The sequence below is a fragment of the Klebsiella sp. C239 genome (genome assembly GCF_048822715.1).
GTDB lineage: Bacteria > Pseudomonadota > Gammaproteobacteria > Enterobacterales > Enterobacteriaceae > Klebsiella > Klebsiella quasipneumoniae.
The window spans coordinates 527,254-553,845 of sequence record NZ_JBMEZK010000003.1 but is presented as its reverse complement, the minus strand read 5'-3'; the positions used below and the strand labels follow the sequence as shown (position 1 = coordinate 553,845).

Sequence of the window (26,592 nt, the reverse complement as noted above, 5' to 3'; positions counted from 1 at the left end):
GTTATTTTTTCGCCATCCGGTATGAGCGGCCCAGAATCCTCAAATATCAGAGAGTAGAACGGATGTCTTAAGTCTGTAGAAGGTGGCTTTGCTGATAGCCAGCCTATCTTGAACCATTGCTGGAGAGCAACCTTGATCTAATAGCTCTCTCACCTGTTCCATGGTCGCTTTGATCGGTCTGCCGCAATGTTTTCCTTCCGACTGAGCACGCTTGATACCTGCCGTTCTACGCTCTGCTATCAGATCTTTCTCAAGGCTGGCGAGTCCTGCCATCATGGTAAGCATCGCTTTGCCAACGGGCGTTGACAGGTCGAATCCTTCACGCAAGCTGACAACCTTCACGCCCTTCGCTTGCAACATTTCAACTGTCGACAGTACATCAATGGTATTACGTCCCAGGCGGTCTATGGCAATCACAATCAGCGTATCGCCTTCTCGCACATAGCTGAGTAGTTCACCAAACCCTGGACGACCTGATGCCTTTACTGCACCACTCACGGCTTCATCACTGAACCAGCGGTTAACACTATATCCAGCTTCGGTTATCTGCTGCTTCTGGTTTTCAACGTTCTGGTCGCTGGTGGAAACTCGCACATATCCGATCACAGTTGTCATGATGTTCTCTAAGTCTCAAAAGGTAGCTTCAAAATAATAGCTGTCCCAAAATCAAAGATCAACCTTTTGAGACAAGGCGAAGCCGCATTCTGCAGTTGTGTCGGTGTAGTCTTATAAGGAGATCGTTTTGAGACTGGATAATAGAGGTTTAGGACTCGGGACTGAGAGCAAATGTATGTGGAAATGATAATCACGAGGCTGGTGATTGGCCCAAAAGCTCGTTGCAGTTTGAATGTTGGGGTCGAGCAAATATATAGGGCGTGATTACTCACGCCTTTGTTTACATCTCAGAGCACAGGCTGAGCGTGTAGACAGCAGTCTGTCCATCATTGTTTGTGGGGCGCATAACGAAAATAGGCTCACTCCCATTGTCGATGTATGTGACGGCAATCCCTCCGTCTGGCGTGGCGTACATCTTCGCAATACTTTTCTCACCCAAGAAACCGAGCCGCCAGGTTTTACCACCCATGCTCACCTTCATACTTTTATCCTGCACATCAAGGCGAGTTTCGACTGAAGATTTTTGGCTACCAGAATCGATCTGCCCTTCCTGGATCGCCTTACAGGTGAATGTGGTTGCACTTGAGGCGAAGGGGAGAACGATCAGTGACGCGAGAATCAATCTTTTCATGGTCTTCCTTTTCTTGTTTGATTTGGTGACAAGGCGCTGTTAGCGCATTACCTTATCTTACCACTTTCATTAATTAAATCGATCTTATAGATCAGTAAAATCGATCGATGTGGGTGATACACTGCTATTGTACAAATACTGAGCACTGTGACATTCGGCGATAACAGTCAACTGGGGTGAGGCTTATGAAGAAATCAATATTGGTGATATCGGGACTGCTGATTTCACAGTTGGTGATGGCAGGACAAATCACAATGACAGATCCGCAGCAGGAAAAAACGGAGAATGGCAAGACGCTTTGCACCTATGAGAACAGCCAGTATGTTTTCACCTACGTCACTAAAGGGCAGTGCCCGTATGCAAAGACTTTCAACACCAGTAGTTCAGAGTAAAAGTGGGAATAAAAAGCGCTGCTTATTTTAACATCGCGAGAAAGAACGGTTGCTTAGTATTAGCACTTAATGATTCGTCATTGATTTAGCTGTAAGCCGCATAGAATAAGGCTTTGTTGAAAGTTGATGGAAGGATAAAAGTTTCGTAAAGGCGTTAGAAGATGAATAATAAGGGAGGAATTATGATAGGTTATATCTATCAAATGTGGTTGTTTATAGATTATTTACATCCTGTTAGTCATGAGGAGTTTTCCGGCTTTCTGGAGTGTTGTTTCATGCGGAGCACTGCGACCATGAAAAGTATGCTGCATGAGTAGCATGTAATGCGGAGCATGGAAGATATCGATTACAGGAAAGTAACCTTTGTACCTGATGTTATTACTCAGAAGCTATTTTCCTGTAAAGAAAATCTGCTATGCTCGCAGTACTCACATAACGAACATTAATACCTAAAAAACCATTAACTACTATTTAAATAGTAAATATTGATTATTTACTGTGTTATGTACTCGTACACCTCGTCCATGAATCCATTGTGCAAGTTACTCTTGTGAAAATGAGTTTATGCACCATTACACACTTTCAGTGTTCCATTGTAAGCCTCCACTTTACCGAAGATGCAAATAACTCTAAAGTACCTTTAGACTTTTCTGCATCCTCTGTATCAGGTTACTTGTGCAAATGGCGTAGCCATAAGATCGGCTTACTTGCATATTAAGCCGGAAATTTCATTGTTAATAATATAGATAAGATGGTAGCCGAGTCAGTGAAGCTACCGGACAACCATGATGTATGTGGGGAGAGCAACTTTTCCATACACTCCTTGATAGTATCTTGTTGAAAGTTAATAAATAACTTGACAAAACGTTCGTTTCATGGTAAGGTGGTATTAAGTGAGGGATATCTTCACTTCTCTAACAAATGCCCACTCTGATGACTTTATCTTCATGCCTCCTCCGGGTAAACGGTGTGGGGGTTTTGTCATGTCTGGAATATACACAATACTCATTCTCGATGAGTTGCTAAGCAGGAGGAACATTGCTTTGAAATATTTTAGTAGTGACCAGGTTTTTAATGAACTGGTCAATGGCGAAGTCACTCGTGAAGTGATATATGCATCTATGAACGTAGCCAGAAAACGCAAATACGCGGAACGTGAAAAACTGTTTGCTGATGCACTCGCTCGATTTGATGAATACCGAAAGGAAAAAACAAAATGAATATCCGATTCACTGATGACATCCACAAGGCGCTGATTGAACGTGCCAACCGTGAAGACAAATCAGCCGCCGCGCTGGTGAGTGAGTTAATAACAGCAGTCCTAAACCGAGAGGAACCGAATGACCGAAAAGAAACCAGTAGTAAATTTTGTTAATGCGATTTGCGGCTCAGGAAAGAGCCACCGTCTGAAAGAGTACATTCTCAGCTTCAATCGCGAAGCTGTCCCAGAAAAGTTCTTAATCGTAGTACCAACCCACGCTTTAGCCGAGCAGTTCAAGCAAGAACTAAATCGTTTGAGAATCCCAAATCATCACATTTGCGTTGAAGGTGCGACTCTCAACCTGAAAAGTACTCTGACGAACAGCTTCCAGACGAATGTGGTGATAACCACCCACGAATGTTTAACCAACTACTGCCACCTCGCTACGTTCAATCCTGAGATGCGCTCTCTACTGGCAGAACACAACGTGATGATTGACGAGATCCCTGATGGTTGGTTTGGGGCTGAAGCGAAGATCCGACATGCGGACAGAACGGCAGAAAACTTCCCATTCCTGGCGTGGCTGGAAGAGCGAAACGGGTTGCTCTATTTGCGTGATGAGCACTACGACAAGCTGTACCAGTATTACCATGAGAAGCACGCTAACAGCGACAGCCTGAAGAAAGTGCTTTACGTGGCGCTTGACGGTGGTGGTGTGATGCATACCGAGTGTGATTCTTCATACAGCTTCTTTGCATACACTTATAACCCGATACTGAAGGCCGCAACATGGGCGAAGAGTTTCACTGTGCTCGGCGCTGGTGTAAATCGTAGCGGGTTTGTCTGGATGGCGGAGAACGTCGCTCAGATTGATATTCAGGAGGCTGGTGAACACCTTCAGCCTGATCCTGAGAGATGCAAACATAAAAACGTACCTATCAAGATCGTGGTTGTTCTCTCGGAAGATATCAAAAGAGCGGGGCAGTCGGAACTCGCCAATGTCTTTAGCAATCACCTGAACGAGATAAAGCAGATTGTTGGTAAGAAGTTTATCTTTGCCACTAACAACGATAAACCCATCTGCGACTTCCAGACCATTGGACTCGCTGAGCTCGGCGATCGTATGGGAGGTGAAGCCGTTTCGATGTCCAGCTACGGAATGAACAGCTACCAAGGCATTCATTGTGCTGTGTTCCTCGGATGTGCAAATCTGGGCGATAAAGATCGTAAGAGATGGGCAGACTATTGCGAGCGTATCGGTTGGGATTTTGAAACGGTGATGGAGAAGAAGCGCCAGTCAATGTATTTTGAACGTTGCTACCAGTTTCTTAGCCGAACATCCATTCGCAACACTGATACCGATCATCCTTTGGTGTTCGTAGTTCCTGACATGGCGGCAGCGGAATATCTTAAAGCCCATTATTTCCCTGGCTCAACCATCGAATGCCTTAGAATCAAGAAAACTGGTAAGCAGCAAGAAACGCGGTTGAAGGTGCTGGAACATAAGGCTCAAGGGCTAACACCGATGCAAACGGTTGAAGCGATGGGGGTATCTCTGAGGACCGTTAGAAGCTATTGGAACCAGGACACTCGCGTATGATCACTGCACTTTACTGGTATCTGCTATTCCTGTTTATCTGGGATGTAATTCGCACCTTTGAAAAACGTAGAAAATCAGAACGCAAAACTGAATCTCGGAATCCATAAGGTAGCTGGTGATGCAACAAAGGAGCTTTAGGGCTCCTTTTACGTGTCTGGAGACTTGATGTGGGTGAAGAGTTGTGATGCGTATCCACTTGATTTCTCATTGTGCTGGTGGTACAAATAATGTGTTCCACTTTGTTCTATTGCATTGAAAAATAAGGTTTATTGTTAGCTGGCAGGGCCCCCACCCATTTCGCCCTCATGATATATCCCTTATATTTTCCCGGTCTTTATTCCTGCTATATTTAATACCTGATACAGATCACATATTATTTTTTGTTGCTAAAACAACCCGTTTTTATTCCATAATATTGACTTGTCATAAATCTGAAATGCTACTGCAATATTAATGTCATTTGCGTGTCATAAATAAAGCGCATCTTATTGCTGGGAATTTGTTGCCAGATCCATGCTATAAAATATATCTCTGGATCAGCATGTTAACTTCGTGTATTAATTATGATGATTTTATTGCACGGGAAGCGTAGCTATGACCACAGTGGTTTTGAATGTAAAAATTGACGCTGAGTTAAAAGAGAAGTTGCGTCATTATGCGGAAGTGAATAACGAGAACCTGGGTACGGCAACGGAAAAGCTGCTGCAGCTGGCTTTTCAGCTGGAGGCATCAGCAGGTGAGGCGGGGGTGACGGAAGAGGACATTGACAGCCAGCATACCGAAGAGGAAGCGACGCCATTAACCCCTAAAGAAATCAAAGCATTAAGAAAACTTCTGAAGAAGAAAAAATGAAACAACAATTCTCTACAGCCAGCAACTATAGCGAAGCCTGCGATATGTTGCGCTCAGGATACGTAAAACACGTCCGCCTGAACTGGAATATCGGTAGTGATGAGTTCTTTCGCATTGCCTCCGACTGGTGTGACACCGGCGCTAAAATTAAAAAAGATGAAGATGGCTTTATTATTTCCCTGAAAGGGTTTCCTATTCCGCGCCAGCATTAATGAAATTGCCTTATTTCCGTCACCGGGTTGCCATAACCAGATGGCAGGATACCCAGGCAATTTTATAAAAACATCTCATATACCTCATGGATGACGGACTTTTGACGGGCTGAAGCCAGCCCGTCGATATTTTCTTATATTATTTTCCGCAAACGCGTATTTTCCCGCTGTTCTGCAAGGCTATGCCACAATGGTTGTAGCGTGGAGAAGGCCTGGCGCAATGCTTCGTCCGGCAAGGTAAACGGCAGACGTAAATAGCGATCGAACGCGCCCTCCAGACCAAACCGCGTCCCGGTGCCGATATGGATCCCCTGGCTTTCCGCCCGCGCAGAGAACAGGGTGGCCAGCATGTCAGGGAGTTCCACCCAAAAAGAGAGTCCGCCTTCCGGTGGCGTAAAGCGCCAGCGGGGAAAATACTCTTTCATCAGCACTTCGCACATGTCCCGGCGCGCCTGCAGCATCTCCCGTCGCGGCGGCAGCAGCGTGGCGGCGTTTGCCAGCAGCCAGCTGCAGGCCAACTGCTCCAGCAGCGGCGTACCCAGGTCCAGAGAGTCGCGGGCCTGAATCAGCGAGGCGATCGTTCGCGCGCTGGCGCGGATCCAGCCGATGCGCAGTCCCCCCCAGAAACTTTTCCCGGCCGAACCGATAGTGATCACCGCGGCGTCGGGATTAAAGCAGGCCAGCGGCGGCGGGGGCGGGGCGTTATACCAGAGGTCGACCATGGTCTCATCGATCACCAGCGTTGTTCGCGTCCTGGCCGCGATGTCCGCGACTCGCTGGCGGGTAGGGGCATCCATACAGCGCCCGGTAGGGTTGTGAAAATCCGGCATCAGCCATGCCAGACGCGGCGCGGTCTGCGCAATGGTCGCCGCTAATCCATCGCAGTCCCATCCCTGCTGGGGGAGTGCGACCCCGACGGGCCGGCAGGAGGCGCCCTGAATGGCGCTGATGGCCATTGGATAGGTCGGGGCGTCAATGACCACCCGGTCACCGGGGCCGGTGAACAGACGCAGGATCAGCGCGAAGGCGCTGAGCGCGCCGTTGACCACCATCACTTCATCGGGCCGCGTCGGCAGGCCACGTTCGCTGTAGCGCCGGGCAATCGCCTCCCGCAGCACCGGGAGCCCCTGCTGATCGTAGCCGGTCTGGGTGAGATAGGGCGGCAGCAAGGTCATGGCGTGCTGGAAGGCCTGATGGACCTCCGGACCGGCGCTGAGGGCAGCGGTAGAGAGATTAATCGTCGAGGGGGTCGCAGAGGGCGGCGGCAGATCGGCAGGGCGTTCCGGCAGGACAATGCGCGACCCGCTCCCCTGGCGGCTATGGAGAAACCCCTCCTCCCGCAGCTGGCCGAGGGCGCTGGCGATGGTCGTCCGGCTGACGTTGAGGGCTGCCGCCAGCTCGCGCTCGCCGGGCAGGCGCGTCTGTAGCGTCAGACGGCCATCGAGGATCAGCAGGCGGAGCGCTTCCGCCAGCTGGCGCCATAGCGGTGTGCGGGAACTGGACTCCTGCCAGTTGCCAAGCAGGCGTACCAGGGACTGTGTTCCAAAGCGTCGGGCCGACATAGCGATCCACTTTTCCAAAACTGGCCATTAATTATCAGTCCATTTTTGCTGATGATGAGGGCATTCGCAATGATGTTGAGGAAAAAATATGCTTCGTCGCCTGCTGCAGTTATATATCGGTCTGGTGCTCTACGGCGTGTCCACGGCGCTCTTCGTGCATACTAATCTCGGCGCCGATCCGTGGGACGTTTTTCATCTTGGGGTGGCTAAACAGCTGGGGATCAGTTTCGGGACCGTGATTATCCTGACCGGCGCCGCGGTGCTGCTGCTATGGATCCCGATTCGGCAGATGCCGGGGCTCGGCACGGTGAGTAATGTTATCGTGCTGGGGCTGGCGGCGGACGCCACGCTGGCCGTCCTGCCTCCGCTGGAGTCGCTGGTGGCGCGCAGTGCGCTGCTGGTGGTGGCGATTGTGATGAACGCTATCGCCACCGGGATGTACATTGGCGCGGGCTTTGGCCCGGGTCCGCGCGATGGCCTGATGACCGGCCTGCACGCTCGCACCGGCTGGTCATTGCGCGGTATCCGTACGGCGATCGAGCTCTCCGTGCTGCTGATTGGCTGTCTGCTGGGGGGCAAGTTTGGCGTCGGAACCGTCATTTACGCGCTGTCGATTGGGCCGCTGATCCAGCTGTGCCTGCCGTGGTTCAGCCAGCCCGTCCGCCGCCGGGCGGTCAGCCCTCCCCGGGAGAGCGTCTCCTGAAGGGAACCCGCGCCCTCGTCGTCAAGAAGAGGGCGCATTGTGGTTTACAGGCCGCTCAGGCCATGAAGCATCATGTAGATCCCCACCACAATAATGAGTAAGCCTGAGATCCAGGGCGCTTTGCGTGAGATGTCGTTAAGCCACGGCCAGCGGCGGGTGGCATGTTTCATGCTCAGGGCGGCGATAGCCCCGGAAGCCACCAGCGTCAGCGCCAGACCGACGCTAAAGCCCAGTACCAGCGTGGCGCCCAGCGAGAATTTCTTCAGCTGTAAACAGATAAGCAGCACGGTAATGGACGCCGGGCAGGGGATCAGCCCGCCGGTCAGGCCAAACATCACAATCTGCCCGGTCGTCACCTGGCGGCCATCGAAGCGCCGGTTAATCTCCTGTGCATGGGCCCGCTGATGTGCGTCCTGCCACTCCTCCGCCACCAGCGGCGCGCCAGGGGAGTGAGAATGATGGTGGTCATGATGTTCATGCTGATGATGGTCATGGTCATGGTCGTGCTGAGGATGATGGTGGTGGGCGTGGGGCCGCGATTCGCGCCAGGTGCGCCAGAGCATCCAGCAGGCAATCAATACAATCACAATCCCCGAGATCAGCTGAAACCAGGGCTCAGAAGTCTGGGCGTTCCAGCCGCGGCCAAACCACAGGCCGGCCATGGCGATCAGCCAGACCACCGCGGTATGCGAGACCGTCGCCGCCAGCCCCAACAGAACCGCCTGCTTTAAGGTTCCCCGTACTGCCACGATAAAGGCGGCCATCATCGTTTTTGAGTGGCCGGGTTCAAGGCCGTGCAGCGCGCCGAGCAGTATCGCGCTGGGAATAAACAGCCAGGCATTGCCCTGCTGCAGAAGGGAAGTGAAATCGTTCATATCGGGATCCTTGCCAAAAGTGGCTCTATGCTACTCCCCCCCAGTAGTAAAATACTACCCCCCAGTAGAAAAAGAGGCTGATAAAAGGGATCATGCTATGCTGGCAGGCGTTGCCGGCGTCGAAGGTCGGGCAATGACGGCAGAATAAAACGGTGGATCGCGCAATGTCACACACAGTGAGAGACAAAAAGAAGTTACTGACCCGGCTGAAGAAAATTCAGGGGCAGAGTACCGCATTAGAGAAAATGCTTAATCGCGAGCATGAGTGCGCTGAGGTGCTACAGCAGCTGGCGGCGATCCGCGGCGCGGTCAATGGCATGATGCTGCAGGTTATCCAGGGGCATCTGACCGACCATGTGGTGAAAGAGCCAGATGAGACGCAGCGTGAAGCGGATCTGGAGACGGTGATGCAGGTGATTAAATCCTATCTGAAGTAGCCTCCGGCAGAGGGCGGCGAAGAGGCCGCGCCCGCTGACCTTCTGTGCAGGCTGCCTGCCGCTTAATGCGCATGGAGATTATCTTCCGCCCACTGAATAAATGACTCTTTTGGCAGCGCTTTGCTGTACAGCCACCCCTGGGCGTACTGAACGCCATGCTGTCGCAGCCAGTCGCGCTGGCTTTCGGTTTCCACCCCTTCGGCGACGGTGGTCAGATTGAGCGCCTTGGCCATTTCAATAATGTGCGGCGTCAGCGGCCGGTACTCGAGGGTATCGACAAAGGATTTATCGATTTTCAGCGTGTCGACGTCCAGCTTCTGCAGATAGCTCAGGCTGGAGTAGCCGGTACCGAAATCGTCAATCGAGATCCGATGGCCAGCCTGACGGTAGTGAGCGATCACCGGCATGGTGGTCTCCGGGTCGACAAACCCGCGCTCGGTGATCTCAAGGATGATCTGTTCGGCGGCGATCCCCCAGTGCTGCAGCTGATCGTGTAACAGCGTGGGCAGGATGGGAGAGCGTAAGTCATCCACCGACAGGTTGATGGAGATATGCACTTCCGGCCGCTGCCTCAGCCAGGGGCCCAGATCGGCGAAAATTTTCCTGACGATATCTTCCGTCAACTGGGTGATCAGTCCGGTCTGCTCGGCCAGGGGAATAAAGATATCCGGCGATAAATAGGTACCGTCGGGTTGCTGCCAGCGCGCCAGCGCTTCGGCTCCGGCGATTTTCCCGTCCTGCAATGAAATAATCGGCTGATAGTGAACCTGAATCGCCTGGGAATTGAGGGCGTCAAGCATACTGTTGCGCGGTGAACGCAGGTGTCTCAGCAGGCGCAGCAGCAGCCAGGTGGCAAGCAGGCTGGTGAAGATGCCGGCCGGGAGCCAGAAGATCAACTGCTGCCGTATGTGCTGCTGCAGGGGCAGGGTGGATGACCAGGTCACAATGCCGGATCCCAGCTCGGGAATGCGCTGGATCCGGTAGACCGTATTATCCAGGGTAAGCATATTCAGGTGCGGGTCTTTAATCCGTTGCCAGACCTTCGCCGGCAGCGGCTGGCTGCTGATCACCATTTTCAGATGGTCCAAACCAAACAGCATGGTATGGATCTTCTCCTCGCTGGCGGGCACCACATCAATGAAGGAGATGGGATCGATCATTACCATATGCTGCTGGCTGGCCATGGCCGTCATCTGGTGATTGAGGCCAAGATCGTTAATCGAGGTCAGCCAGGTGCGATAGCCGTCGGAGGCAATGTGGTCCGGTGGCGGGAAGGTCACCGCGACGCTATGGTCTTCCAGGGAGGAGCATTGCGGCACGGAATCCTGCAGCCAGAGCACTTCCTGAACGTAGCGGTGGGTATAGGCGATCCGGCGGAGCATGAGCAGATGTTCAGGGCTACAGGACGAGGCTGTATGTGCATCGGCCTCCCGCAGCGCTTCCCGGGCCTGATCGGCGACCTGCAGCGTGCGGACGACGATGCGGTTGGAATAATCATCCAGTTCACGATAGAACTGCATTTTGGCCTGCCGCGCCGCCTGCCAGATGCTGAGCGAGATGGGCAGGATGATGGCCAGTATCAGCACCCCTGTAAACAGCGCCATCAGATGCCGGGTCCTCATGCCTGTGTCCTTATCGTTCGCCGGGTGTCATCAGTATATGCGAAAGATAAACCGGGCGCAGTGGGAGAAATCGCGCTGTGTGGGGAAAAAAACCGGCATCACAATAGCCTGCGATGCCGGGAGAGAAGGATGATTCCGATGCAGCAGAATAAAAATGAGGGTGTGAATGCCGGGCAGGATGTATTCCGGCATTCAGTCGCAGCATACGCTGCGCAGATGACAGCAATATGTTGGCTTAGTGCGCGTCTGGTGCCGTGATATCGGCGCTGATGCGCAGATCGTTCTCATCAAACACCATGCAGAAGCGGTCATCGAAGGCCAGATTAATCTTCTGCCACGGGCGGAAATGGACGTCGCCGGGCAGCAGAACCTTGACGTTATCGTGACCATAGCACTGGCCGAACAGGTAGGTATTGTTGCCCAGACGTTCCACCACTTCACATTGAAACTCCACCACGGTACCGGTGGAGACTTCAGGCGTGAGGTGCTCTGGCCGGATCCCCAGCGTTACCGCGGCGCCGGGGTTAAGCGGTTGGGTGGCAACGTTCAGGGTGAGCTGATGGTCCTGGGCGAGGGTGACCGTTAAACGCTCTGGCTGCCAGTCGCTGACGGTGGCGGGTAAAAAGTTCATCTTTGGCGAGCCGATAAAACCGGCGACGAATTTGTTGACCGGATTGTAGTAAAGCGCCATCGGCGAACCCATTTGTTCAACCTTTCCGTAGTTCATGACCACGATTTTATCAGCGAGAGTCATCGCCTCCACCTGATCGTGCGTGACATACACCATGGTGGTCTTCAGCTCCTGGTGCAGGCGGGCAATATGCAGGCGCATATCGACGCGCAGTTCCGCGTCGAGGTTAGAAAGCGGCTCATCGAACATAAACACCCGGGGATTACGCACGATAGCGCGGCCAATGGCCACGCGCTGCCGCTGGCCGCCGGAGAGCTGCTTCGGTTTACGGTCCAGCAGGTGAGAGAGCTGCAGCGTTTTGGCCACCATTTCCACCTGGCGACGGATCTCCGCTTTCGGCACTTTATTCACCTTCAGCCCGTAGCCCATATTCTCCGCCACCGTCATGTGCGGGTAGAGCGCATAGGACTGAAAAACCATCGCCACGCCGCGGCGGGCGGGGACCACATCGTTCATCACCTCATCGCCGATCAGCACTTCCCCGTCGCTAACCTCTTCCAGCCCGGCAATCATACGTAACAGCGTCGATTTTCCACAGCCGGAAGGGCCGACGAAGACCGCAAACTCGCCATCTTCAATATCGAGATTGACCTGGTGCAGCGTCACCGTGCTGCCGAACCTTTTGGTGACATTCCTCAGTCGTATATTGGACATCCACATTCCCCGAAGTGAGTAGCCGTTGTTTGCCGTTGGCGTGTCGCTGAGTTGAGTGAAATTGTATTACGTGTAACAAAACAGCGTGACGATATTCAACAGCGCTAAAATCATGTCCTGACTATAACTTCCGCGGAATTTGCGCCATACAGCGGCGTTTCATTTCTGCAAGGATGATCACACAACTGGCAGCTTATGGTAGTTTTATCCCTAATCAAAGCGTAGCGTATAACAAAAGCGAATCAGCGTCTGTTTTCTATGTAACAACGCAGTTTGAAATGATTTTTTTTCTAGCTGACAGACGTAATTCAAATAAAAACCATTAAATTGTTATACCTTCACATGAGGTTGATAATGAAAAAGAACACGCTTGCTGCACTGATCCTTACCACCCTCGCGGCGGGGCAACTTACCAGCCTGCAGGCGCATGCCGCCGGGCAGCTCAACGTTTGGGAAGACATTAAAAAATCCACTGGCATCAAAACCGCGGTCAGCGATTTTGAGAAGCAGTACAACGTGAAGGTCAATCTGCAGGAGATGCCTTATGCCCAGCAGCTGGAAAAGCTGCGCCTCGACGGCCCGGCGGGCATTGGGCCGGACGTGCTGGTGATCCCGAATGACCAGCTCGGCGGCGCCGTCGTTCAGGGGCTTCTCTCGCCGCTCAACGTCGAGCAGGCGAAACAGGATGCCTTTACGCCAGCCTCTATCAATGCCTTCCGCATGGACAACGCGCTGTACGGCATCCCGAAAGCGGTGGAAACCCTGGTGCTTATCTACAACAAGGACCTGATCGACAAGCCGCTGGACAGCCTGCAGGCCTGGCTGGACTACTCGAAGACCCAGCGCGAGCAGAACAAATACGGCCTGCTGGCGAAGTTTGATCAGATCTACTACAGCTGGGGAGCCATTGGCCCGATGGGCGGCTATATCTTCGCGAAGAACGACGGCGGCGGTTTCAACCCGCAGCAGGTGGGGCTCAATACTCCCGGCGCTGTGGAAGCCGTGACCTTCCTGAAAAAATTCTATGCCGAGAAGGCTTTCCCTGCAGGGATCCTCGGCGATAACGGGCTGAACGCCATTGATTCGCTGTTTACCGAGAAAAAAGCGGCGGCGGTGATCAACGGCCCCTGGGCCTTCCAGCCGTATGAAGCCGCCGGTATCAACTATGGCGTGGTGCCGCTGCCGACCCTGCCGGACGGCAAGCCGATGAGCTCCTTCCTCGGCGTTAAGGGCTACGTGGTATCGACCTGGAGTAAAGACAAGGCGCTGGCGCAACAGTTTATCGAGTTCATCAACCAGCCGCAGTATGTAAAAGCCCGCTATGTCGCCACCGGCGAAATCCCGCCGCTGAAGGCGATGATTGACGACCCGGTGATTAAAAATGACGAAAAGGCCAGCGCCGTCGCCGTACAGTCGGCGCGGGCGATGGCCATGCCGGGCATTCCGGAGATGGGGGAAGTGTGGGGGCCAGCTAATGCCGCGCTTGAACTGAGCCTCACCGGCAAGCAGGCGCCGCAGGCCGCGCTCGATAACGCGGTGAAACAGATCAAGATGCAGATCGAAGCGATGCAGGCCAGCAATCAGTAATTTACCGTCACGTGAAGTCACCGAGCGGGAGGGGGACCTCCCGTTTGTAGAAGGAGTCGAGTGTGAGCATCCATTCCAGCGAAAATTTTAGCGACGCGCGCGGGCCCGGGCGCCATGCGTGGTGCGGCCTGCTGCTGGCAATCGTGCCGGGTTTCGGCCAGTTTTATCATCGCCAGTGGCTGAAGGGGCTGGTCTTCCTGGTGTTGTTGAGCAGCTTTCTGGGTATTTTTTATGACTTCCTGCGCGAGGGGCTGTGGGGGCTCTATACCCTGGGTGAAGAGGTGCCCCGGGATAACTCTATCTTCCTGTTAGCGGAGGGGATTATCAGCGTGCTGATCGTCGCTTTTGGCGTGCTGATCTATTTTCTCTCGCTGCGGGACGCGTGGCTGAACGGCAAAAAACGCGATGAGGGGGTCGCGCTGAACAGTGTGCGTAAGCAGTACCAGATGCTGCTGAGCGATGGCTTCCCATACCTGATGATCACGCCAGGCTTTATTCTGCTGGTCTTTGTGGTGATCTTTCCCATTCTGTTTGGTTTCGCCATCGCCTTCACCAACTATAACCTGTACCACACGCCGCCGGCGAAGCTGGTGGACTGGGTGGGCCTGAAAAACTTCGTCAATATTTTCACCCTCTCCATCTGGCGCTCCACCTTCCTGGATGTGCTGCAGTGGACCGTGGTGTGGACGCTGCTGGCGACCACCCTGCAGTGTACGGTGGGCGTGCTGTTGGCGATTCTGGTGAACCAAAAAGATCTGCGCTTTAAGCCGCTGATCCGCACTATCTTTATTTTGCCGTGGGCGGTGCCGGGGTTTGTCACCATCCTCGTCTTTACCGGGATGTTCAATGACTCCTTCGGGGTGATTAACAACGCGATCCTGTCATTCTTCGGCATCAGTCCAAAGGCATGGCTGACCGACCCGTTCTGGACCAAAACCGCGCTGATTATGATGCAGACCTGGCTTGGCTTCCCGTTTGTCTTTGCCATGACCACCGGCGTGCTGCAGGCGATCCCGGACGATCTGTATGAAGCGGCGACGATGGACGGCGCCAGCGCCTTTACCCGCCTGCGCACCATCACCCTGCCGCTGGTGCTGTACGCGATCGCGCCGATCATCATCACCCAGTACACCTTCAACTTTAATAATTTCAACATCATTTATCTGTTTAACAACGGCGGCCCTGCGGTGGCGGGATCTAACGCCGGCGGGACGGATATTCTGGTGTCGTGGATCTATAAGCTGACGATGTCCTCGTCGCAGTACGCCATCGCGGCGACCATCACTATCCTGCTGTCGATCTTCGTCGTCGGCCTGGCGTTGTGGCAGTTCCGCGCCACCAAATCCTTCAAAAATGACGACATGGCGTAAGGGAAGCAACATGGCTCAATCACCCAGTATTAAACGCGAAAAGTGGATCCGACTCTCTCTCACCTGGCTGGTGGTTATCCTGGTCTCGGTGGTGATTATCTATCCGCTGGTCTGGACCGTCGGGGCGTCGCTGAACGCCGGCAATAGCCTGCTGAGTACCTCGATCATTCCGGAAAATCTGTCGTTCCAGCACTATGCCGATCTGTTCAATGGCAATGTGAATTACCTTACCTGGTACTGGAACTCGATGAAAATCAGCTTCCTGACCATGGTGCTGACCCTGATTAGCGTCAGCTTTACCGCCTACGCCTTCTCCCGCTTCCGCTTTAAAGGGCGGCAGAACGGGCTGATGCTGTTCCTGCTGCTGCAGATGATCCCGCAGTTTTCCGCGCTGATTGCCATCTTTGTGCTGTCGCAACTGCTTGGCCTGATTAACAGCCATCTGGCGCTGGTGCTGATCTACGTCGGGGGAATGATCCCGATGAACACCTGGCTGATGAAGGGGTATCTCGACGCGATCCCCAAAGATCTGGATGAGTCCGCCCGCATGGACGGCGCCAGCAGCTTTCGCATCTTTATCGAGATCATCATGCCGTTGTCGAGGCCGATCCTCGCGGTGGTGGCGCTGTTCTCCTTCACCGGCCCGCTGGGGGATTTCATCCTCTCCAGCACCATCCTGCGTACCCCGGATAAATACACCCTGCCTATCGGTCTGTATAACCTGGTGGCGCAAAAAATGGGGGCCAGCTACACCACCTACGCGGCGGGGGCGGTGCTGATTGCCGTGCCGGTCGCGATCCTCTATCTGGCGTTACAAAAATACTTCGTCTCCGGCCTGACCTCGGGCAGTACTAAAGGATAAGCACATGAAAAGATTTACACCCGCATGGCTTGCGGTTTGTCTGGCATGCAGTTTTTCCCCCCCTTCGCTGGCGGCGGACGCGCTTGAAACCCGCGCCTTTCAGGGCATGCCGGCGGACTTTATTAAAGGCGCGGATATCTCCACGCTGCTGGATGCTGAAAAGCACGGGGCGACCTTCTACGACCAGAATAACCAGCGTAAGGATCCGATCGCCATTCTGAAAGAGAACGGCGTCAACTATGTTCGCCTCCGCCTGTGGGTGGATCCGCATTCGGCAAGCGGCGAGGGCTATGGCGGCGGGAATAACGATCTGGCCACGACCCTGGCGCTGGCGAAACGCGCGAAAGCCCAGGGAATGAAGCTGCTGCTCGACTTTCATTACAGCGATTTCTGGACCGATCCCGGCAAGCAGTTCAAACCGAAGGCCTGGGAAAAGATGGATTACCCGCAGCTGAAAACGGCGATTCATGACTATACCCGGGATACCATCGCCCGCTTTAAGCAGGCGGGCGTCCTGCCGGATATGGTGCAGATCGGCAATGAGATCAATGGCGGTATGCTGTGGCCGGAAGGGAAAAGCTGGGGGCAGGGGGGCGGAGAGTTCGACCGGCTGGCTGGTCTGCTGAACGCGGCCATTGATGGCCTGAAGGCGAACCTGCACAACGGCGAACAGGTGAAAATCATGCTGCATCTGGCTGAAGGGACCAAAAACGATACCTTCCGCTGGTGGTTTGACGAAATAGAGAAACGCCATGTGCCGTATGACGTGATCGGTTTGTCGATGTACACCTACTGGAACGGGCCGATCAGCGCCCTGAAGGCCAATATGGATGACATCAGCAAACGCTATAACAAAGACGTTATTGTCGTCGAGGCGGCCTATGCCTATACCCTGGCCAATTGCGATAACGCGGAAAATAGTTTCCAGGCCAAAGAGGAAAAGGACGGGGGATATCCCGCCAGCGTGCAGGGACAATATCGCTATATCCACGATCTGATGCAGGCGGTTATCGATGTTCCCGACCAGCGCGGCAAAGGGATTTTTTACTGGGAGCCCACGTGGATTGCCGTTCCGGGAAATACCTGGGCCACCCCGGCGGGGATGAAATATATCCATGACGAATGGAAAGAGGGCAATGCGCGTGAAAATCAGGCGCTATTTGATTGCCAGGGAAAAGTATTGCCGTCGGTAAAAGTATTTAATTAATTTTTTGTCGTTCTTTTCAGGAAGTTTATTATGAATAAATTTGCACCTTTACATCCAAAGGTTAATACGCTGCTGCATGGCGCAGATTATAACCCGGAACAATGGGAGAATGACCCCGATATTATTGATAAAGACATTGCCATGATGCAGCAGGCAAAATGTAATGTGATGTCGGTGGGAATATTTAGCTGGGCGAAACTTGAGCCGTGCGAAGGGGTATTTGATTTCGCCTGGCTGGATACTATCCTCGATAAACTGTATGCCGCCGGCATTCATGTTTTTCTGGCCACGCCGAGCGGCGCGCGTCCGGCGTGGATGTCACAGCGCTATCCGCAGGTTCTGCGGGTGGGGCGCGATCGGGTGCCAGCCCTGCACGGCGGCCGTCACAACCACTGTATGTCATCGCCGGTGTATCGTGAGAAGACCCTTAAAATCAATACCCTGTTGGCGGAGCGCTATTCTGCGCATCCGGCGGTGCTGGGCTGGCATATTTCCAATGAATATGGCGGTGAATGTCATTGCGAGCGCTGCCAGACTCGCTTTCGCGACTGGCTGAAGGCGCGGTACCAGACCCTGGAGAATCTCAACCAGGCCTGGTGGAGCACTTTCTGGAGCCATACCTACAGCGACTGGTCGCAGATTGAATCGCCTGCGCCGCAGGGCGAGGTGTCGATCCACGGCCTGAATCTGGACTGGCATCGCTTTAATACCGCCCAGGTGACCGATTTCTGCCGCCATGAAATCGCCCCGCTGAAGGCGGCGAATGCCGCCCTGCCGGTGACCACCAACTTTATGGAGTATTTTTACGATTACGACTACTGGCAGCTGGCGGAGGTGCTGGACTTTATCTCCTGGGACAGCTATCCGATGTGGCACCGCGACAAAGACGAAACCGCGCTGGCCTGCTATACCGCGATGTATCACGACATGATGCGCAGCCTGAAGGGCGGCCAGCCGTTTGTGCTGATGGAGTCCACGCCGGGCGCCACCAACTGGCAGCCGACCAGCAAACTGAAGAAACCGGGGATGCATATTCTCTCTTCGCTGCAGGCGGTGGCGCATGGCGCCGACTCGGTGCAGTATTTCCAGTGGCGCAAGAGCCGTGGTTCGGTTGAGAAATTTCACGGCGCGGTGGTCGACCACGTTGGGCATATTGATACCCGCATTGGCCGTGAAGTCAGCCAGCTCGGCGAGATCCTCAGCAAGCTGCCGGCGGTGAGGGGGTGTCGCACCGAGGCGAAAGTGGCGATTATCTTCGACCAGCAGAACCGCTGGGCGCTTGATGACGCCCAGGGGCCGCGCAATCTGGGTATGGAGTATGAGAAGACGGTCAATGAGCACTACCGTCCGTTCTGGGAGCAGGGCATCGCCGTCGATGTGATTGACGCCGACGCTGATTTAACGCCGTACCGGCTGGTGATTGCCCCGATGTTATACATGGTGCGCGACGGCTTTGCCGGGCGGGCGGAGGCGTTTGTCGCCAGCGGCGGCCATCTGGTGACTACCTACTGGACCGGCATCGTCAACGAGTCCGATCTCTGTTATCTCGGCGGCTTCCCGGGCCCGCTGCGCAATCTTCTGGGCATCTGGGCGGAGGAGATCGACTGTCTGAATGACGGCGAGTTTAATCTGGTGCAGGGCCTGGCCGGGAATCAGTGCGGACTTCAGGGCCCCTATCAGGTGCGCCATCTCTGTGAACTGATCCATACCGAAAGCGCGCAGACGCTGGCCACCTACCGAGATGATTTTTATGCCGGAAGGCCAGCGGTGACGGTGAACGGCTTCGGGAAAGGTAAAGCCTGGCATGTGGCCTCCCGCAACGATTTGGCCTTCCAGCGCGACTTTTTTGCCGCCCTGAGCAAGGAGCTGGCGCTGCCGCGGGCGATCGCGGCGGATTTACCGCCCGGAGTGGTGGCCACCGCGCGCACCGACGGTGAGAGTACGTTTGTCTTCCTGCAGAACTACAGCGCGCAAAGCCATACCCTGAGCCTGCCGCCAGGGTATCGGGATTGCCTGACCGACGCGGCGGTGTCGGACCCGCTGACCCTGTCAGCATGGGATTGCCGTATTCTCCGTCGCCACGCGTAATCCTTTTTCTCCACGCCTGCTCTGACGAGCAGGCTTTTTTTTATCTATTACCCTGGAGTTTATGATGGTGAGTTTAAAATCTTTCCTGCACTATTTCTCGCCTGCGCGTCCGGCACAGCCGTTAAGCGAAGCGGAAAAACAGCAAATCGAGGCGCTGATTCAGGCCTTCGGCGGTGAAGCGAATATTACCCAAGTGGACGCCTGTATTACCCGTCTGCGGGTAACGGTTCGTCATCTGGCGGCCGTGGACTCTGACGCATTACAGCAGCAGGGCGCGCTGGGCGTCATTATTCTTGGTCAGCAGGTTCATGCTATTTTCGGTAAGCAGTCCGATGCGCTACGTCAATTGCTGGATGACCATTTTGCCGCGCGGAAATAAATAAAACGGGATAACCTGAAAACAGGTTATCCCGAAAATAAGACAAAGACAGCAGTGGCAATAATGATTACCGGAGGGTAATTAATGACCTTAGCGTTGGAGATATCAATAACGTATTTTTCTTACCAGAGCGATATTACCACCAGGCCTCAACCTGCACGCCGAAATTCCAGGTATTATTCGCCGTCTGGTCTTCAAATGGTTTACCATCTTCGGAATCATTCAGATACGACGCGAAAATACGTAATTCCGGACGTGACATAAAGTCCGGCCCGTCCGCCAGACCCAGCGCAATGGTATATTTCTCACCGGCCTGTTTGTAACTGGTGCCATTGTTGTAGCTGTCTTTCTGATAGAAACCGCCGACTTCGCCAATCAGGCGCACGTAGTCGGTGAACTGATACTGCCCGCGGGCGACCAGCGACAGCATCCGCGTTTTGTCGGTGTAGTCGGTAATATCATCCGCCGAGCCCCAGGTCAGAACGTGGTTGATGGAGAACTTCTCGGTAATGGGGATCAGACCGGTGTTAATCACGCGATAACCGGTGGCGTCATTCACGTAGTTCCACATATCGTACCAGCCGCCGCCCTGGGAGACCATATTCTGCGCCAGCCCTTTGTTGGCATACTGCAGCACGGTTTTGTTATAGCCGCCCAGCATATCCTGACTGATTTCACCGGTTAGCATCACGCCATTTTCGGCATCGTACAGCCCGCCGTAGCTGTCCTGTTTTTTGGTGGTGTTCGGCATGGCGTAGTCGATGCCGAATTCGGTCCACGACCCGGACCACGGCTTCCATCCCGCATAGCGTAAATCGATATAGTTGATATTGACGTTGCTGTCGCCATCGACGCGATAGTCAACGTCGTTGGCATCGCCGCGGATCCACGCCAGCGAGACGGCGCCCGGGCCAAGGGTGTAGTTTTCCACCCCGGCCCCGGAGCCGGAAATGTTCCAGTATTTGGTATCGATGATGTGCAGATCGTGACGCTGATAGTAACGTTTGCCGCCCCAGATCACCGCATTCGGATCGCCCGGGATCAGCCCTTTGATCTGCAGATTCAGCTGACGTAAGCCGAACTGCGCGTCATCGTTCAGCGTGGTTTCATTATCGTTAGAGCCATCGGAGACCATGCTGACCATGCTGTCGAGATAGAAACTGACATCATCTTTTTTGTAGACCTCGGAGCCCAATTCCAGTTCGCCATAGGTATCCGATTCGTTCCCCAACCGGCCTAGCTTGTTCTTTTGCCATTCCGCTTCGCTACCGTCGCCGGAGACCCCAACCCCGGCGCGCAAATAGCCATGAAAATCAACGGTCGGGATCGCAGCGGTAGCCGCAAAGGCGGAAGGGGTGATTAGCGCAGCGGCTAATGCTGTGGAAAGGGCGCGCAGTGTCGTATTCATCTCTATCCTCTTATTGTTTTGTATTACGTTCACATAACTGATGTCATAAAATGCCTAAATGTAACTTCAGGCAAACGAGATATGATTATTGTGTGATTAAGTGCAAATAATAACGCTGGTTTTTGTTGTGATGAGTGAGGTGATTCACAATTAACCTGGTTGTGAACGTAATACTTTTTGTGGTCTAATTTTGCGATGAGAAGTGGCGGTGAGCGTTTTTTCAAATGGCCCCTGTTACAATCATGGGATAACAACATAAGGAACCGGACCATGAAGTCTAAAAGCGCTACTCTGGAAGACGTCGCACGTCATGCGGGTGTCTCTTACCAGACCGTGTCCAGGGTACTCAACAAATCTGCCAATGTATCCGAAGCGACGCGCCGCAAGGTGGAGAAATCGATAGAGGCTCTACGCTATGTGCCCAACCGGCTGGCGCAGCAGCTGGTGGGGAAGGAGAGCCAGACGGTGGGGCTGGTGACGATTTCGCTGGCCTGGCATGCCCCCTCCCAGGTAGCGGCGGCGGTAAAACGCTATGCCAATCTGGAAGGTTACCAGGTCCTGATTTCGATGATCGATGAGAGCGTCAACCAAAGCATCCAGGATTCCATCAATGAGCTGAAGTCTCAGCGGGTGGATAAGGTCATTATCAACGTGCCGCTGGAGACCGAACAGGCGCAGAAAATCGCCGCTGACAACGATGATATCGTCTGCCTGTTTCTCGATGTTGATCCCTACAGTTCCGTGTTTAACGTTTCGTTTAACCCGGCGGACGGCACCCGGGCCAGCGTCAAATATCTCTACGAGATGGGGCATCGGGAGATCGCGCTGCTGGCGGGGCCGGACAGCTCCGTATCGGCCAAACTGCGGCTGAAAAGCTGGCTGGAGACCCTGGATGGCTACGGCCTGAAGCCGGTGACCGTCCTGCACGGCAACTGGGATGCGCAAAGCGGCTACGCCGGCGCGCTGCAGATGCTGCGTGAAACGCCGAACTTCAGCGCTGTGCTGGTGGGCAATGACCAAATGGCGCTGGGGGTGCTCAGCGCCTTCCATCAGCATCAGGTGGCGGTGCCGGGAGAGAAATCGGTGATTGGCTATGACGATACCTACGAAAGCTCCTTTTTCTATCCGGCATTGAGTACGGTATCGCTGGACCTCGACCTGCAGGGTAAAGAGGCGGTGCGGCGGATCCTCGCCAGTACCAGCGGCGCGGCGCATACCTCATCCATCCTGCCGGCGCGCCTGGTGATTCGCCATTCCAGCGGCGCCAGAGTCGAGCAGGGGAAAGATCTGCAGGCCATCGCGGAGCAACTTCGCGCAATCGCTCACCGTCTGGCGCCCTGAAGCCAAAGGCGAGGAAACTCGCCTCTTTGTTATTACCCCTGATATAACCATGGTTGATCTTTGTCGTGGAACGGCGTAACTTAATTGTTATGTTATAACATAATGACGAGGTCATCATGAAAGCCCATATCCATCCTCCCTATCGCACGGTGGTGTTTCACGACACCAGCGCCAATGAATATTTTAAAGTTGGCTCAACCATCCGCACCGAACGCGTGATTGAGCTCGACGGTGAGACGTATCCGTATGTGACGATCGATGTCTCATCGAAATCGCATCCTTACTACACCGGTAAACAAAAAACGTTCGCCAGCGAGGGTAGCGCGGCCCGTTTCCGCCAGCGCTTCGGCGGCTTTATTGATGCAAAAAGGAAGGCATGATGCAGGTCGTTAACTCATTACGCAGCGCCAAACAGCGCCACCCGGATTGCCAGCTGGTCAAACGCAAAGGGCGGCTGTACGTGATCTGTAAGAGCAACCCCCGCTTTAAAGCGGTGCAGGGGCGCAAAAAACGTCGTTAACGGAAGCTTTCCAGGGGACGGCGCTGCTGGCCGTCGGCGGTAAAATTGTCGGCGGCCAGCCATTGGCGCATGGCGCTATCCAGCTGCGGCCATTCGCCATCAATCACTGAAAACCAGTCCGTGTCCCGGTTGTGTCCTTTGCTCACCAGCGCCTGACGAAAACGTCCTTCGTACTGAAATCCCAGTCGCCTTGCCGCCCGGCCTGACGGCGTATTGAGGCTATTGCATTTCCATTCATAGCGACGGTAGCCGAGCGTCCCGAAAACATACTGCATCAACAGCCAGTGCGCTTCGGTGGCCATAGCCGTTCGGCTCAGCAACGGAGAGAAATGGACATGCCCCACCTCGACCACGCCGTGGTTGGCATCGATGCGCATTAACGCCAGCGACCCGACCGCCGTCCCGCGCTGCTGGTCAACGACGGCGAAATGGATAGGATCGGTCAGCGTCGCAACCTGCGCCACCCAGGCGCTAAATTCAGCCAGACTGGTTTCCGGTTCGCGCAGCAGCCACGTCCAGCTGCGGGCGTCGGGCGCCAGCTGGTGGGCAGCAAACAGATCGCTGGCGTGGGCGAGGGTGAGCGGTTCGAGCCGACAGCGGCTGCCCTGCAGTACCTGCCGCGTTGGCCAGGGGCGGGGTTGCCAGTCGGGCAGCGCGGCGCCGAGCGCCTGTCCAAACTGATTGTATTCACACATTGCGGTTTCCTTATTGGGGATGTACAGGCAGCGTACGCGCTGGGTGGTTCCATAAAAAGTGCCACCAGAGTATGTTTTTATGGATCCACGAGGAGGTGACATGAACATACCGGACGATGCGTTTTATGGATTGGTGACGCAGGGGATGCGGCAGCGAACGGACGAAACCCTGCAGCGCGCCCTTTACCACACTTTGCGCCATGCTATCCTGCAGGGAACTCTGGCGGCCAGCTGCCGTTTGCCAGGATCGCGCGTGATTGCCGGTCGACTGCATCTGTCGCGCAATACGGTGAATGCCGCACTGGAGCAGCTGACGCTGGAAGGATACCTGACGCGAAGCCGTCAGGGGACGCAGGTTGTGCCGCTCGCCGCCAGCCGCCGGCAGGAGGTAATCGCGCCACCCGTTGTGCTGTCTGAGCGGCTGCAGGGGCTGCCAGCCGCTATGCGCCGTGACTCGCCGGCGCTGCCGTTTACCCCTGGCATGCCGGCGGTGAACTATTTCCCGCTGCCGCTGTGGCGGCGGTTAATGGATAAGGCTTTGCGCGACGAGGGCAGCATGCTGCTGGGTTACGGTGAGGCCGCGGGCGATCCCCAACTGCGGGAGGCGATCGCTCGCCATCTGGCGCTCTCCCGGGGTATTCAGTGCGACATCCGGCAGATCGTCATCACCGAGGGGGCGCTGGAAGGGGTCAACTTATGCGCCTCGCTGTTGACTAACCCGGGCGACACCGTGTGGCAGGAAGAGCCGGGATACCTGGGCGCCAGGAGTGGTTTCCAGCGGGCGGGGCTGCAGGTCTGTGGGATGGCCGTCGATCATGAAGGGATGTGTATAGCCAACGGCGCGGCAGAACCACCCCGGCTGATTTTCACCTCTCCCTCTCATCAGTATCCCCTTGGGAGCGTTATGAGCGCCGCGCGGCGTCTGGCGCTGGTGGAGTATACCCATCGGCACGGCGCGTGGATTGTGGAGGATGACTACGACAGCGAGTTTCGCCACAGCGGAGAGCCGATCCCGGCGATGCTGGGAATGGTCCCGGATGCCCCGGTGGTCTATCTCGGCACCTTCAGCAAAACCCTTTTTCCGGCGCTGCGTATCGGTTTTATGGTAATGCCGCCCGCGCTGGCGGATGCCGCTCAGGAGGCCATTGGCGCGCTGCTGCGCGGGGGGCACCGCGCTGAACAGCGGGCGCTGGCCAGCTTTATCGAGAAGGGGCACTATGCGCGTCATCTGGCGGCGATGCGTCGTCTGTACCGCAAACGTCAGCAGTTGCTGCGCGAGGCGCTGGCGCAAGAGATCACCGTGCCGTGCGAAGTCCTTGGTGGGGAAGGGGGGCTCCATCTGACGCTGGCCATCGAGGGGATCGACGATCGCGCGATAGCGCAGCAGGCGCGTCAGTTTCAGCTGGCGCCCGCTGCGCTAAGTCATTTCTATCTCGACCCGCGGCGGGGGCGGAGCGGGCTGGTGCTGGGGTATGGCAATACTTCTGCTTCCCGCTATCCGCTGGCGCTGCGGACGCTGAATCGTCTTATTGCGCAGTACCGGCTCGGGTCAGCGTAAAGACATCGTAAAAGGAGAGATCGCCTTTGGTGTCGACCATTTTTTTAAGCTGCGCCTTCTGCTCGCTATCGACGTCCGGCGACTGCATAATACGGTCGATCAGCTGTCGGGGGACAAAGCGGGTGTTGTACCATTCGCCGTTGTAACACACGCGAAAGTCGAGGACATCGATATCTTCGTAACGATAGCGTGGATAGACGTCAAAGAAGAAAAAAGCGTTGAACAGGATGAACAGCACCACCAACAACCAGACCGAATCCACCAGCGTTTCAGAGCGCAGCATCACCACCAGCGTCGCCAGAAACGCGGCATACATGGCAACAAACAGGCCCGGATGGTTACGGATAAAACTGATGCTAAAACGCGGGCGATTATCGCGTTTTTCCTGCACGTTCAGTTCGTCAATGGTGTGAGTTAGCAGGCGTTGTATTTCTGTCATCTTGGTCCCCGAATTCTGCAATAAGCCTGCCCCGTGCGCCCGGTGGTTCGGGCGTGGCAGGCTCAGCCTGAAGGCTATTTTATGTTGCAGTATTCTGCGGAGAAAGTAACAGATCGGTTACAGAAAAGCATAACAGTTACGCATTTGGCGGCGGAAGGCGCTTGATGATCTGCGCCGGGTTGCCGCCGACAACGGTACTGGCGGGGACGTCTTTAGTGACCACCGCTCCGGATGCGATGACCGCATTATCGCCAATGGTCACCCCGGGATTGATCACCGCCCGACCGCCAATCCACACATTGTGGCCAATGGTCACCGGTTTGCCATATTCCTGGCCGCTGTTTCGGGCCTCAGCATCCAGCGGATGGGTGGCGGTATAGATATGGACGCCCGGGGCCAGCATGCAGTTATCGCCAATATGGATAGGGCAGACGTCCAGCATCACGCAGTCAAAATTGGCGTAAAAACCGGCGCCGAGAAAGATATTGTAGCCGTAGTCGCAGCGAAAGCTTGGCTCGATATACGCATCGCCAGCGCGACCGAGCAGCTCGGCGAGAATACGCTGACGTTCTTCCTGCGCATCCGGGGCGGAATGATTGTAACGGTGCAGCAGCTGTCTGGCGCGCAGGCGATCGGCGCGTAGCGTTGGGTCGCCAGATAAATAGAGCTCACCGGCGATCATTTTGCGTTTTTCTTCACTCATTGGTCTTCCTTATACCTGACGTTAGATGGCCGCAGCAGTATAAAAAAGAAACCGATTACAGGTTTGCTGTTGGCTAAATGATGTGATGACTATCACAAAGATACCCTGCTGAGGCTGGCGATTACCGCCCGGTCAGCAGATCGCGTCGGGCGCGGTAATTAGCGGATAAATTTCCAGACGGACGTCGGGATCTTATCGTACAGCTTATTCATGGTCAGTTCAGCCAGACGATGATCGGCGGCTGAGTAAAATACCGCCAGCTCATTATCAGAAAGTTCATATTTGTTTTTTTCAATGACGCGCTCCAGCGTGTCAATTGTCTGGCAACGGCGTAAGCGCATCAAATAGTCTGTTTTAGTTAATGGCTTATCAGACATAATTCCACCTT

General features: G+C 54.7%; 29 protein-coding genes. 18 read left to right on the top strand and 11 right to left on the bottom strand.

All coding sequences use genetic code 11. The features are described 5' to 3' along the window. Positions 1-39: 39 nt before the first annotated feature. A complete protein-coding gene (locus tag ACOI6Z_RS11510) occupies positions 40-615 on the bottom strand; it encodes a recombinase family protein (RefSeq protein ID WP_257708825.1) in 576 nt (191 codons plus the stop codon). Positions 616-895: 280 nt separating this feature from the next. Next, positions 896-1,246, bottom strand: coding sequence for a hypothetical protein (locus ACOI6Z_RS11505; protein ID WP_045345137.1), 351 nt, complete (start codon positions 1,244-1,246; stop codon positions 896-898). A 185-nt stretch (positions 1,247-1,431) separates the two neighbouring features. Here ACOI6Z_RS11505 and ACOI6Z_RS11500 point away from each other — a divergent pair, with 185 nt between their 5' ends. The 5 genes from ACOI6Z_RS11500 to ACOI6Z_RS11480 all read left to right on the top strand — a co-directional run bounded on the left by ACOI6Z_RS11500 (position 1,432) and on the right by ACOI6Z_RS11480 (position 5,503). Beyond that, positions 1,432-1,638: a hypothetical protein gene (locus tag ACOI6Z_RS11500; RefSeq protein WP_023294878.1), complete on the top strand. Its 207-nt coding sequence runs from the start codon at positions 1,432-1,434 to the stop codon at positions 1,636-1,638. 1,043 nt (positions 1,639-2,681) lie between these two features. Continuing rightward, entirely contained in the window at positions 2,682-2,858 is a 177-nt protein-coding gene (locus ACOI6Z_RS11495) for a hypothetical protein (RefSeq protein ID WP_032635622.1), read from the top strand. A gap of 120 nt (positions 2,859-2,978) precedes the next feature. Continuing rightward, positions 2,979-4,439: a DEAD/DEAH box helicase family protein gene (locus ACOI6Z_RS11490; protein WP_232930705.1), complete on the top strand. Its 1,461-nt coding sequence runs from the start codon at positions 2,979-2,981 to the stop codon at positions 4,437-4,439. A gap of 594 nt (positions 4,440-5,033) precedes the next feature. After that, entirely contained in the window at positions 5,034-5,291 is a 258-nt protein-coding gene (locus ACOI6Z_RS11485) for a hypothetical protein (protein WP_023288627.1), read from the top strand. Further along, positions 5,288-5,503, top strand: coding sequence for a hypothetical protein (locus ACOI6Z_RS11480; protein WP_004142688.1), 216 nt, complete (start codon positions 5,288-5,290; stop codon positions 5,501-5,503). The genes ACOI6Z_RS11485 and ACOI6Z_RS11480 overlap by 4 nt, the downstream gene beginning before the upstream one ends. Positions 5,504-5,637: 134 nt before the next feature. Here ACOI6Z_RS11480 and ACOI6Z_RS11475 read toward each other — a convergent pair whose 3' ends face one another. Beyond that, positions 5,638-7,065, bottom strand: coding sequence for a PLP-dependent aminotransferase family protein (locus tag ACOI6Z_RS11475; RefSeq protein ID WP_032453861.1), 1,428 nt, complete (start codon positions 7,063-7,065; stop codon positions 5,638-5,640). 88 nt (positions 7,066-7,153) lie between these two features. Between ACOI6Z_RS11475 and ACOI6Z_RS11470 the strand changes: the two genes are divergently transcribed. Further along, the gene (locus ACOI6Z_RS11470; protein ID WP_065812389.1) at positions 7,154-7,768 is read left to right on the top strand and encodes a YczE/YyaS/YitT family protein; all 615 of its coding nucleotides are present in this window, start codon (positions 7,154-7,156) and stop codon (positions 7,766-7,768) included. 44 nt (positions 7,769-7,812) lie between these two features. Here the strand turns inward: ACOI6Z_RS11470 and ACOI6Z_RS11465 are convergent, their stop codons facing one another. After that, the gene (locus ACOI6Z_RS11465) at positions 7,813-8,643 is read right to left on the bottom strand and encodes a nickel/cobalt efflux protein RcnA (protein WP_065812390.1); all 831 of its coding nucleotides are present in this window, start codon (positions 8,641-8,643) and stop codon (positions 7,813-7,815) included. Positions 8,644-8,807: 164 nt separating this feature from the next. Between ACOI6Z_RS11465 and ACOI6Z_RS11460 the strand changes: the two genes are divergently transcribed. Beyond that, positions 8,808-9,080 carry a metal-sensing transcriptional repressor gene (locus tag ACOI6Z_RS11460; protein WP_004204767.1) on the top strand — a complete coding sequence of 91 codons (273 nt, stop codon included), beginning with the start codon at positions 8,808-8,810 and terminating at the stop codon, positions 9,078-9,080. Positions 9,081-9,142: 62 nt separating this feature from the next. Here ACOI6Z_RS11460 and ACOI6Z_RS11455 read toward each other — a convergent pair whose 3' ends face one another. Together ACOI6Z_RS11455 and ACOI6Z_RS11450 are read right to left on the bottom strand one after the other, a co-directional pair. Then, a complete protein-coding gene (locus ACOI6Z_RS11455) occupies positions 9,143-10,702 on the bottom strand; it encodes an EAL domain-containing protein (protein ID WP_065812391.1) in 1,560 nt (519 codons plus the stop codon). 235 nt (positions 10,703-10,937) lie between these two features. Further along, entirely contained in the window at positions 10,938-12,047 is a 1,110-nt protein-coding gene (locus ACOI6Z_RS11450; protein WP_023288632.1) for an ABC transporter ATP-binding protein, read from the bottom strand. Positions 12,048-12,401: 354 nt separating this feature from the next. Here ACOI6Z_RS11450 and ACOI6Z_RS11445 point away from each other — a divergent pair, with 354 nt between their 5' ends. The 6 genes from ACOI6Z_RS11445 to ACOI6Z_RS11420 all read left to right on the top strand — a co-directional run bounded on the left by ACOI6Z_RS11445 (position 12,402) and on the right by ACOI6Z_RS11420 (position 19,540). Next, entirely contained in the window at positions 12,402-13,634 is a 1,233-nt protein-coding gene (locus ACOI6Z_RS11445) for a maltodextrin ABC transporter substrate-binding protein (protein WP_017898899.1), read from the top strand. 62 nt (positions 13,635-13,696) lie between these two features. Then, positions 13,697-15,004 (top strand): carbohydrate ABC transporter permease, encoded by a 1,308-nt coding sequence (locus ACOI6Z_RS11440; protein ID WP_065812392.1) that lies wholly within the window; start codon positions 13,697-13,699, stop codon positions 15,002-15,004. 10 nt (positions 15,005-15,014) lie between these two features. Next, on the top strand, positions 15,015-15,866 hold the full coding sequence (locus tag ACOI6Z_RS11435) for a sugar ABC transporter permease (RefSeq protein ID WP_004204761.1): 852 nt from the start codon (positions 15,015-15,017) through the stop codon (positions 15,864-15,866). Between the two features lie 4 nt (positions 15,867-15,870). Continuing rightward, positions 15,871-17,073, top strand: coding sequence for a glycoside hydrolase family 53 protein (locus ACOI6Z_RS11430; RefSeq protein WP_050533078.1), 1,203 nt, complete (start codon positions 15,871-15,873; stop codon positions 17,071-17,073). Between the two features lie 30 nt (positions 17,074-17,103). Then, positions 17,104-19,161 (top strand): beta-galactosidase, encoded by a 2,058-nt coding sequence (locus tag ACOI6Z_RS11425; protein WP_065812393.1) that lies wholly within the window; start codon positions 17,104-17,106, stop codon positions 19,159-19,161. Positions 19,162-19,225: 64 nt separating this feature from the next. Beyond that, positions 19,226-19,540 carry a glucose PTS transporter subunit EIIB gene (locus ACOI6Z_RS11420; protein ID WP_023288637.1) on the top strand — a complete coding sequence of 105 codons (315 nt, stop codon included), beginning with the start codon at positions 19,226-19,228 and terminating at the stop codon, positions 19,538-19,540. Positions 19,541-19,676: 136 nt separating this feature from the next. Here the strand turns inward: ACOI6Z_RS11420 and ACOI6Z_RS11415 are convergent, their stop codons facing one another. Then, on the bottom strand, positions 19,677-20,948 hold the full coding sequence (locus tag ACOI6Z_RS11415) for a maltoporin (RefSeq protein WP_023288638.1): 1,272 nt from the start codon (positions 20,946-20,948) through the stop codon (positions 19,677-19,679). A gap of 270 nt (positions 20,949-21,218) precedes the next feature. On the opposite strand from ACOI6Z_RS11415, the gene ACOI6Z_RS11410 reads away from it, so the two are divergent. From ACOI6Z_RS11410 to ykgO, 3 genes are all read left to right on the top strand, one after another. Continuing rightward, on the top strand, positions 21,219-22,289 hold the full coding sequence (locus tag ACOI6Z_RS11410) for a LacI family DNA-binding transcriptional regulator (protein ID WP_023288639.1): 1,071 nt from the start codon (positions 21,219-21,221) through the stop codon (positions 22,287-22,289). 116 nt (positions 22,290-22,405) lie between these two features. Beyond that, positions 22,406-22,669, top strand: coding sequence for a type B 50S ribosomal protein L31 (locus tag ACOI6Z_RS11405; RefSeq protein WP_004204754.1), 264 nt, complete (start codon positions 22,406-22,408; stop codon positions 22,667-22,669). After that, complete coding sequence (gene ykgO, locus ACOI6Z_RS11400) at positions 22,669-22,809, top strand: type B 50S ribosomal protein L36 (RefSeq protein ID WP_002892018.1); 141 nt, start codon at positions 22,669-22,671, stop codon at positions 22,807-22,809. The genes ACOI6Z_RS11405 and ykgO overlap by 1 nt, the downstream gene beginning before the upstream one ends. Here the strand turns inward: ykgO and ACOI6Z_RS11395 are convergent. Then, positions 22,806-23,504 (bottom strand): GNAT family N-acetyltransferase, encoded by a 699-nt coding sequence (locus ACOI6Z_RS11395; protein ID WP_044521289.1) that lies wholly within the window; start codon positions 23,502-23,504, stop codon positions 22,806-22,808. The two genes, ykgO and ACOI6Z_RS11395, sit on opposite strands and share 4 nt — an antisense overlap. 100 nt (positions 23,505-23,604) lie before the next feature. On the opposite strand from ACOI6Z_RS11395, the gene ACOI6Z_RS11390 reads away from it, so the two are divergent. Then, the gene (locus tag ACOI6Z_RS11390; RefSeq protein WP_064155187.1) at positions 23,605-25,062 is read left to right on the top strand and encodes a PLP-dependent aminotransferase family protein; all 1,458 of its coding nucleotides are present in this window, start codon (positions 23,605-23,607) and stop codon (positions 25,060-25,062) included. On the opposite strand, the gene ACOI6Z_RS11385 is transcribed toward ACOI6Z_RS11390, so the two are convergent. Next, positions 25,031-25,501, bottom strand: a complete 471-nt coding sequence (locus tag ACOI6Z_RS11385) for a YlaC family protein (protein ID WP_064155186.1) — start codon at positions 25,499-25,501, stop codon at positions 25,031-25,033. The two genes, ACOI6Z_RS11390 and ACOI6Z_RS11385, sit on opposite strands and share 32 nt — an antisense overlap. 33 nt (positions 25,502-25,534) lie before the next feature. Between ACOI6Z_RS11385 and ACOI6Z_RS11380 the strand changes: the two genes are divergently transcribed. Continuing rightward, on the top strand, positions 25,535-25,666 hold the full coding sequence (locus ACOI6Z_RS11380; RefSeq protein WP_162543094.1) for a hypothetical protein: 132 nt from the start codon (positions 25,535-25,537) through the stop codon (positions 25,664-25,666). Here the strand turns inward: ACOI6Z_RS11380 and maa are convergent. Then, entirely contained in the window at positions 25,638-26,204 is a 567-nt protein-coding gene (maa, locus tag ACOI6Z_RS11375) for a maltose O-acetyltransferase (protein WP_023288643.1), read from the bottom strand. The two genes, ACOI6Z_RS11380 and maa, sit on opposite strands and share 29 nt — an antisense overlap. Positions 26,205-26,362: 158 nt before the next feature. Beyond that, the gene (locus tag ACOI6Z_RS11370; RefSeq protein ID WP_002892050.1) at positions 26,363-26,581 is read right to left on the bottom strand and encodes an HHA domain-containing protein; all 219 of its coding nucleotides are present in this window, start codon (positions 26,579-26,581) and stop codon (positions 26,363-26,365) included. Positions 26,582-26,592 lie beyond the last annotated feature (11 nt).

Excerpts from the sequence above, each read along its gene's own strand:
- ACOI6Z_RS11510 (WP_257708825.1), bottom strand. The coding sequence starts at position 615 with ATGACAACTGTGATCGGATATGTGCGAGTTTCCACCAGCGACCAGAAC.
- ACOI6Z_RS11505 (WP_045345137.1), bottom strand. The coding sequence starts at position 1,246 with ATGAAAAGATTGATTCTCGCGTCACTGATCGTTCTCCCCTTCGCCTCA.
- ACOI6Z_RS11500 (WP_023294878.1), top strand. The coding sequence starts at position 1,432 with ATGAAGAAATCAATATTGGTGATATCGGGACTGCTGATTTCACAGTTG.
- ACOI6Z_RS11490 (WP_232930705.1), top strand. The coding sequence starts at position 2,979 with ATGACCGAAAAGAAACCAGTAGTAAATTTTGTTAATGCGATTTGCGGC.
- ACOI6Z_RS11485 (WP_023288627.1), top strand. The coding sequence starts at position 5,034 with ATGACCACAGTGGTTTTGAATGTAAAAATTGACGCTGAGTTAAAAGAG.
- ACOI6Z_RS11480 (WP_004142688.1), top strand. The coding sequence starts at position 5,288 with ATGAAACAACAATTCTCTACAGCCAGCAACTATAGCGAAGCCTGCGAT.
- ACOI6Z_RS11475 (WP_032453861.1), bottom strand. The coding sequence starts at position 7,065 with ATGTCGGCCCGACGCTTTGGAACACAGTCCCTGGTACGCCTGCTTGGC.
- ACOI6Z_RS11470 (WP_065812389.1), top strand. The coding sequence starts at position 7,154 with ATGCTTCGTCGCCTGCTGCAGTTATATATCGGTCTGGTGCTCTACGGC.
- ACOI6Z_RS11465 (WP_065812390.1), bottom strand. The coding sequence starts at position 8,643 with ATGAACGATTTCACTTCCCTTCTGCAGCAGGGCAATGCCTGGCTGTTT.
- ACOI6Z_RS11460 (WP_004204767.1), top strand. The coding sequence starts at position 8,808 with ATGTCACACACAGTGAGAGACAAAAAGAAGTTACTGACCCGGCTGAAG.
- ACOI6Z_RS11455 (WP_065812391.1), bottom strand. The coding sequence starts at position 10,702 with ATGAGGACCCGGCATCTGATGGCGCTGTTTACAGGGGTGCTGATACTG.
- ACOI6Z_RS11450 (WP_023288632.1), bottom strand. The coding sequence starts at position 12,047 with ATGTCCAATATACGACTGAGGAATGTCACCAAAAGGTTCGGCAGCACG.
- ACOI6Z_RS11445 (WP_017898899.1), top strand. The coding sequence starts at position 12,402 with ATGAAAAAGAACACGCTTGCTGCACTGATCCTTACCACCCTCGCGGCG.
- ACOI6Z_RS11435 (WP_004204761.1), top strand. The coding sequence starts at position 15,015 with ATGGCTCAATCACCCAGTATTAAACGCGAAAAGTGGATCCGACTCTCT.
- ACOI6Z_RS11430 (WP_050533078.1), top strand. The coding sequence starts at position 15,871 with ATGAAAAGATTTACACCCGCATGGCTTGCGGTTTGTCTGGCATGCAGT.
- ACOI6Z_RS11425 (WP_065812393.1), top strand. The coding sequence starts at position 17,104 with ATGAATAAATTTGCACCTTTACATCCAAAGGTTAATACGCTGCTGCAT.
- ACOI6Z_RS11420 (WP_023288637.1), top strand. The coding sequence starts at position 19,226 with ATGGTGAGTTTAAAATCTTTCCTGCACTATTTCTCGCCTGCGCGTCCG.
- ACOI6Z_RS11415 (WP_023288638.1), bottom strand. The coding sequence starts at position 20,948 with ATGAATACGACACTGCGCGCCCTTTCCACAGCATTAGCCGCTGCGCTA.
- ACOI6Z_RS11410 (WP_023288639.1), top strand. The coding sequence starts at position 21,219 with ATGAAGTCTAAAAGCGCTACTCTGGAAGACGTCGCACGTCATGCGGGT.
- ACOI6Z_RS11405 (WP_004204754.1), top strand. The coding sequence starts at position 22,406 with ATGAAAGCCCATATCCATCCTCCCTATCGCACGGTGGTGTTTCACGAC.
- ykgO (WP_002892018.1), top strand. The coding sequence starts at position 22,669 with ATGCAGGTCGTTAACTCATTACGCAGCGCCAAACAGCGCCACCCGGAT.
- ACOI6Z_RS11395 (WP_044521289.1), bottom strand. The coding sequence starts at position 23,504 with ATGTGTGAATACAATCAGTTTGGACAGGCGCTCGGCGCCGCGCTGCCC.
- ACOI6Z_RS11390 (WP_064155187.1), top strand. The coding sequence starts at position 23,605 with ATGAACATACCGGACGATGCGTTTTATGGATTGGTGACGCAGGGGATG.
- ACOI6Z_RS11385 (WP_064155186.1), bottom strand. The coding sequence starts at position 25,501 with ATGACAGAAATACAACGCCTGCTAACTCACACCATTGACGAACTGAAC.
- maa (WP_023288643.1), bottom strand. The coding sequence starts at position 26,204 with ATGAGTGAAGAAAAACGCAAAATGATCGCCGGTGAGCTCTATTTATCT.
- ACOI6Z_RS11370 (WP_002892050.1), bottom strand. The coding sequence starts at position 26,581 with ATGTCTGATAAGCCATTAACTAAAACAGACTATTTGATGCGCTTACGC.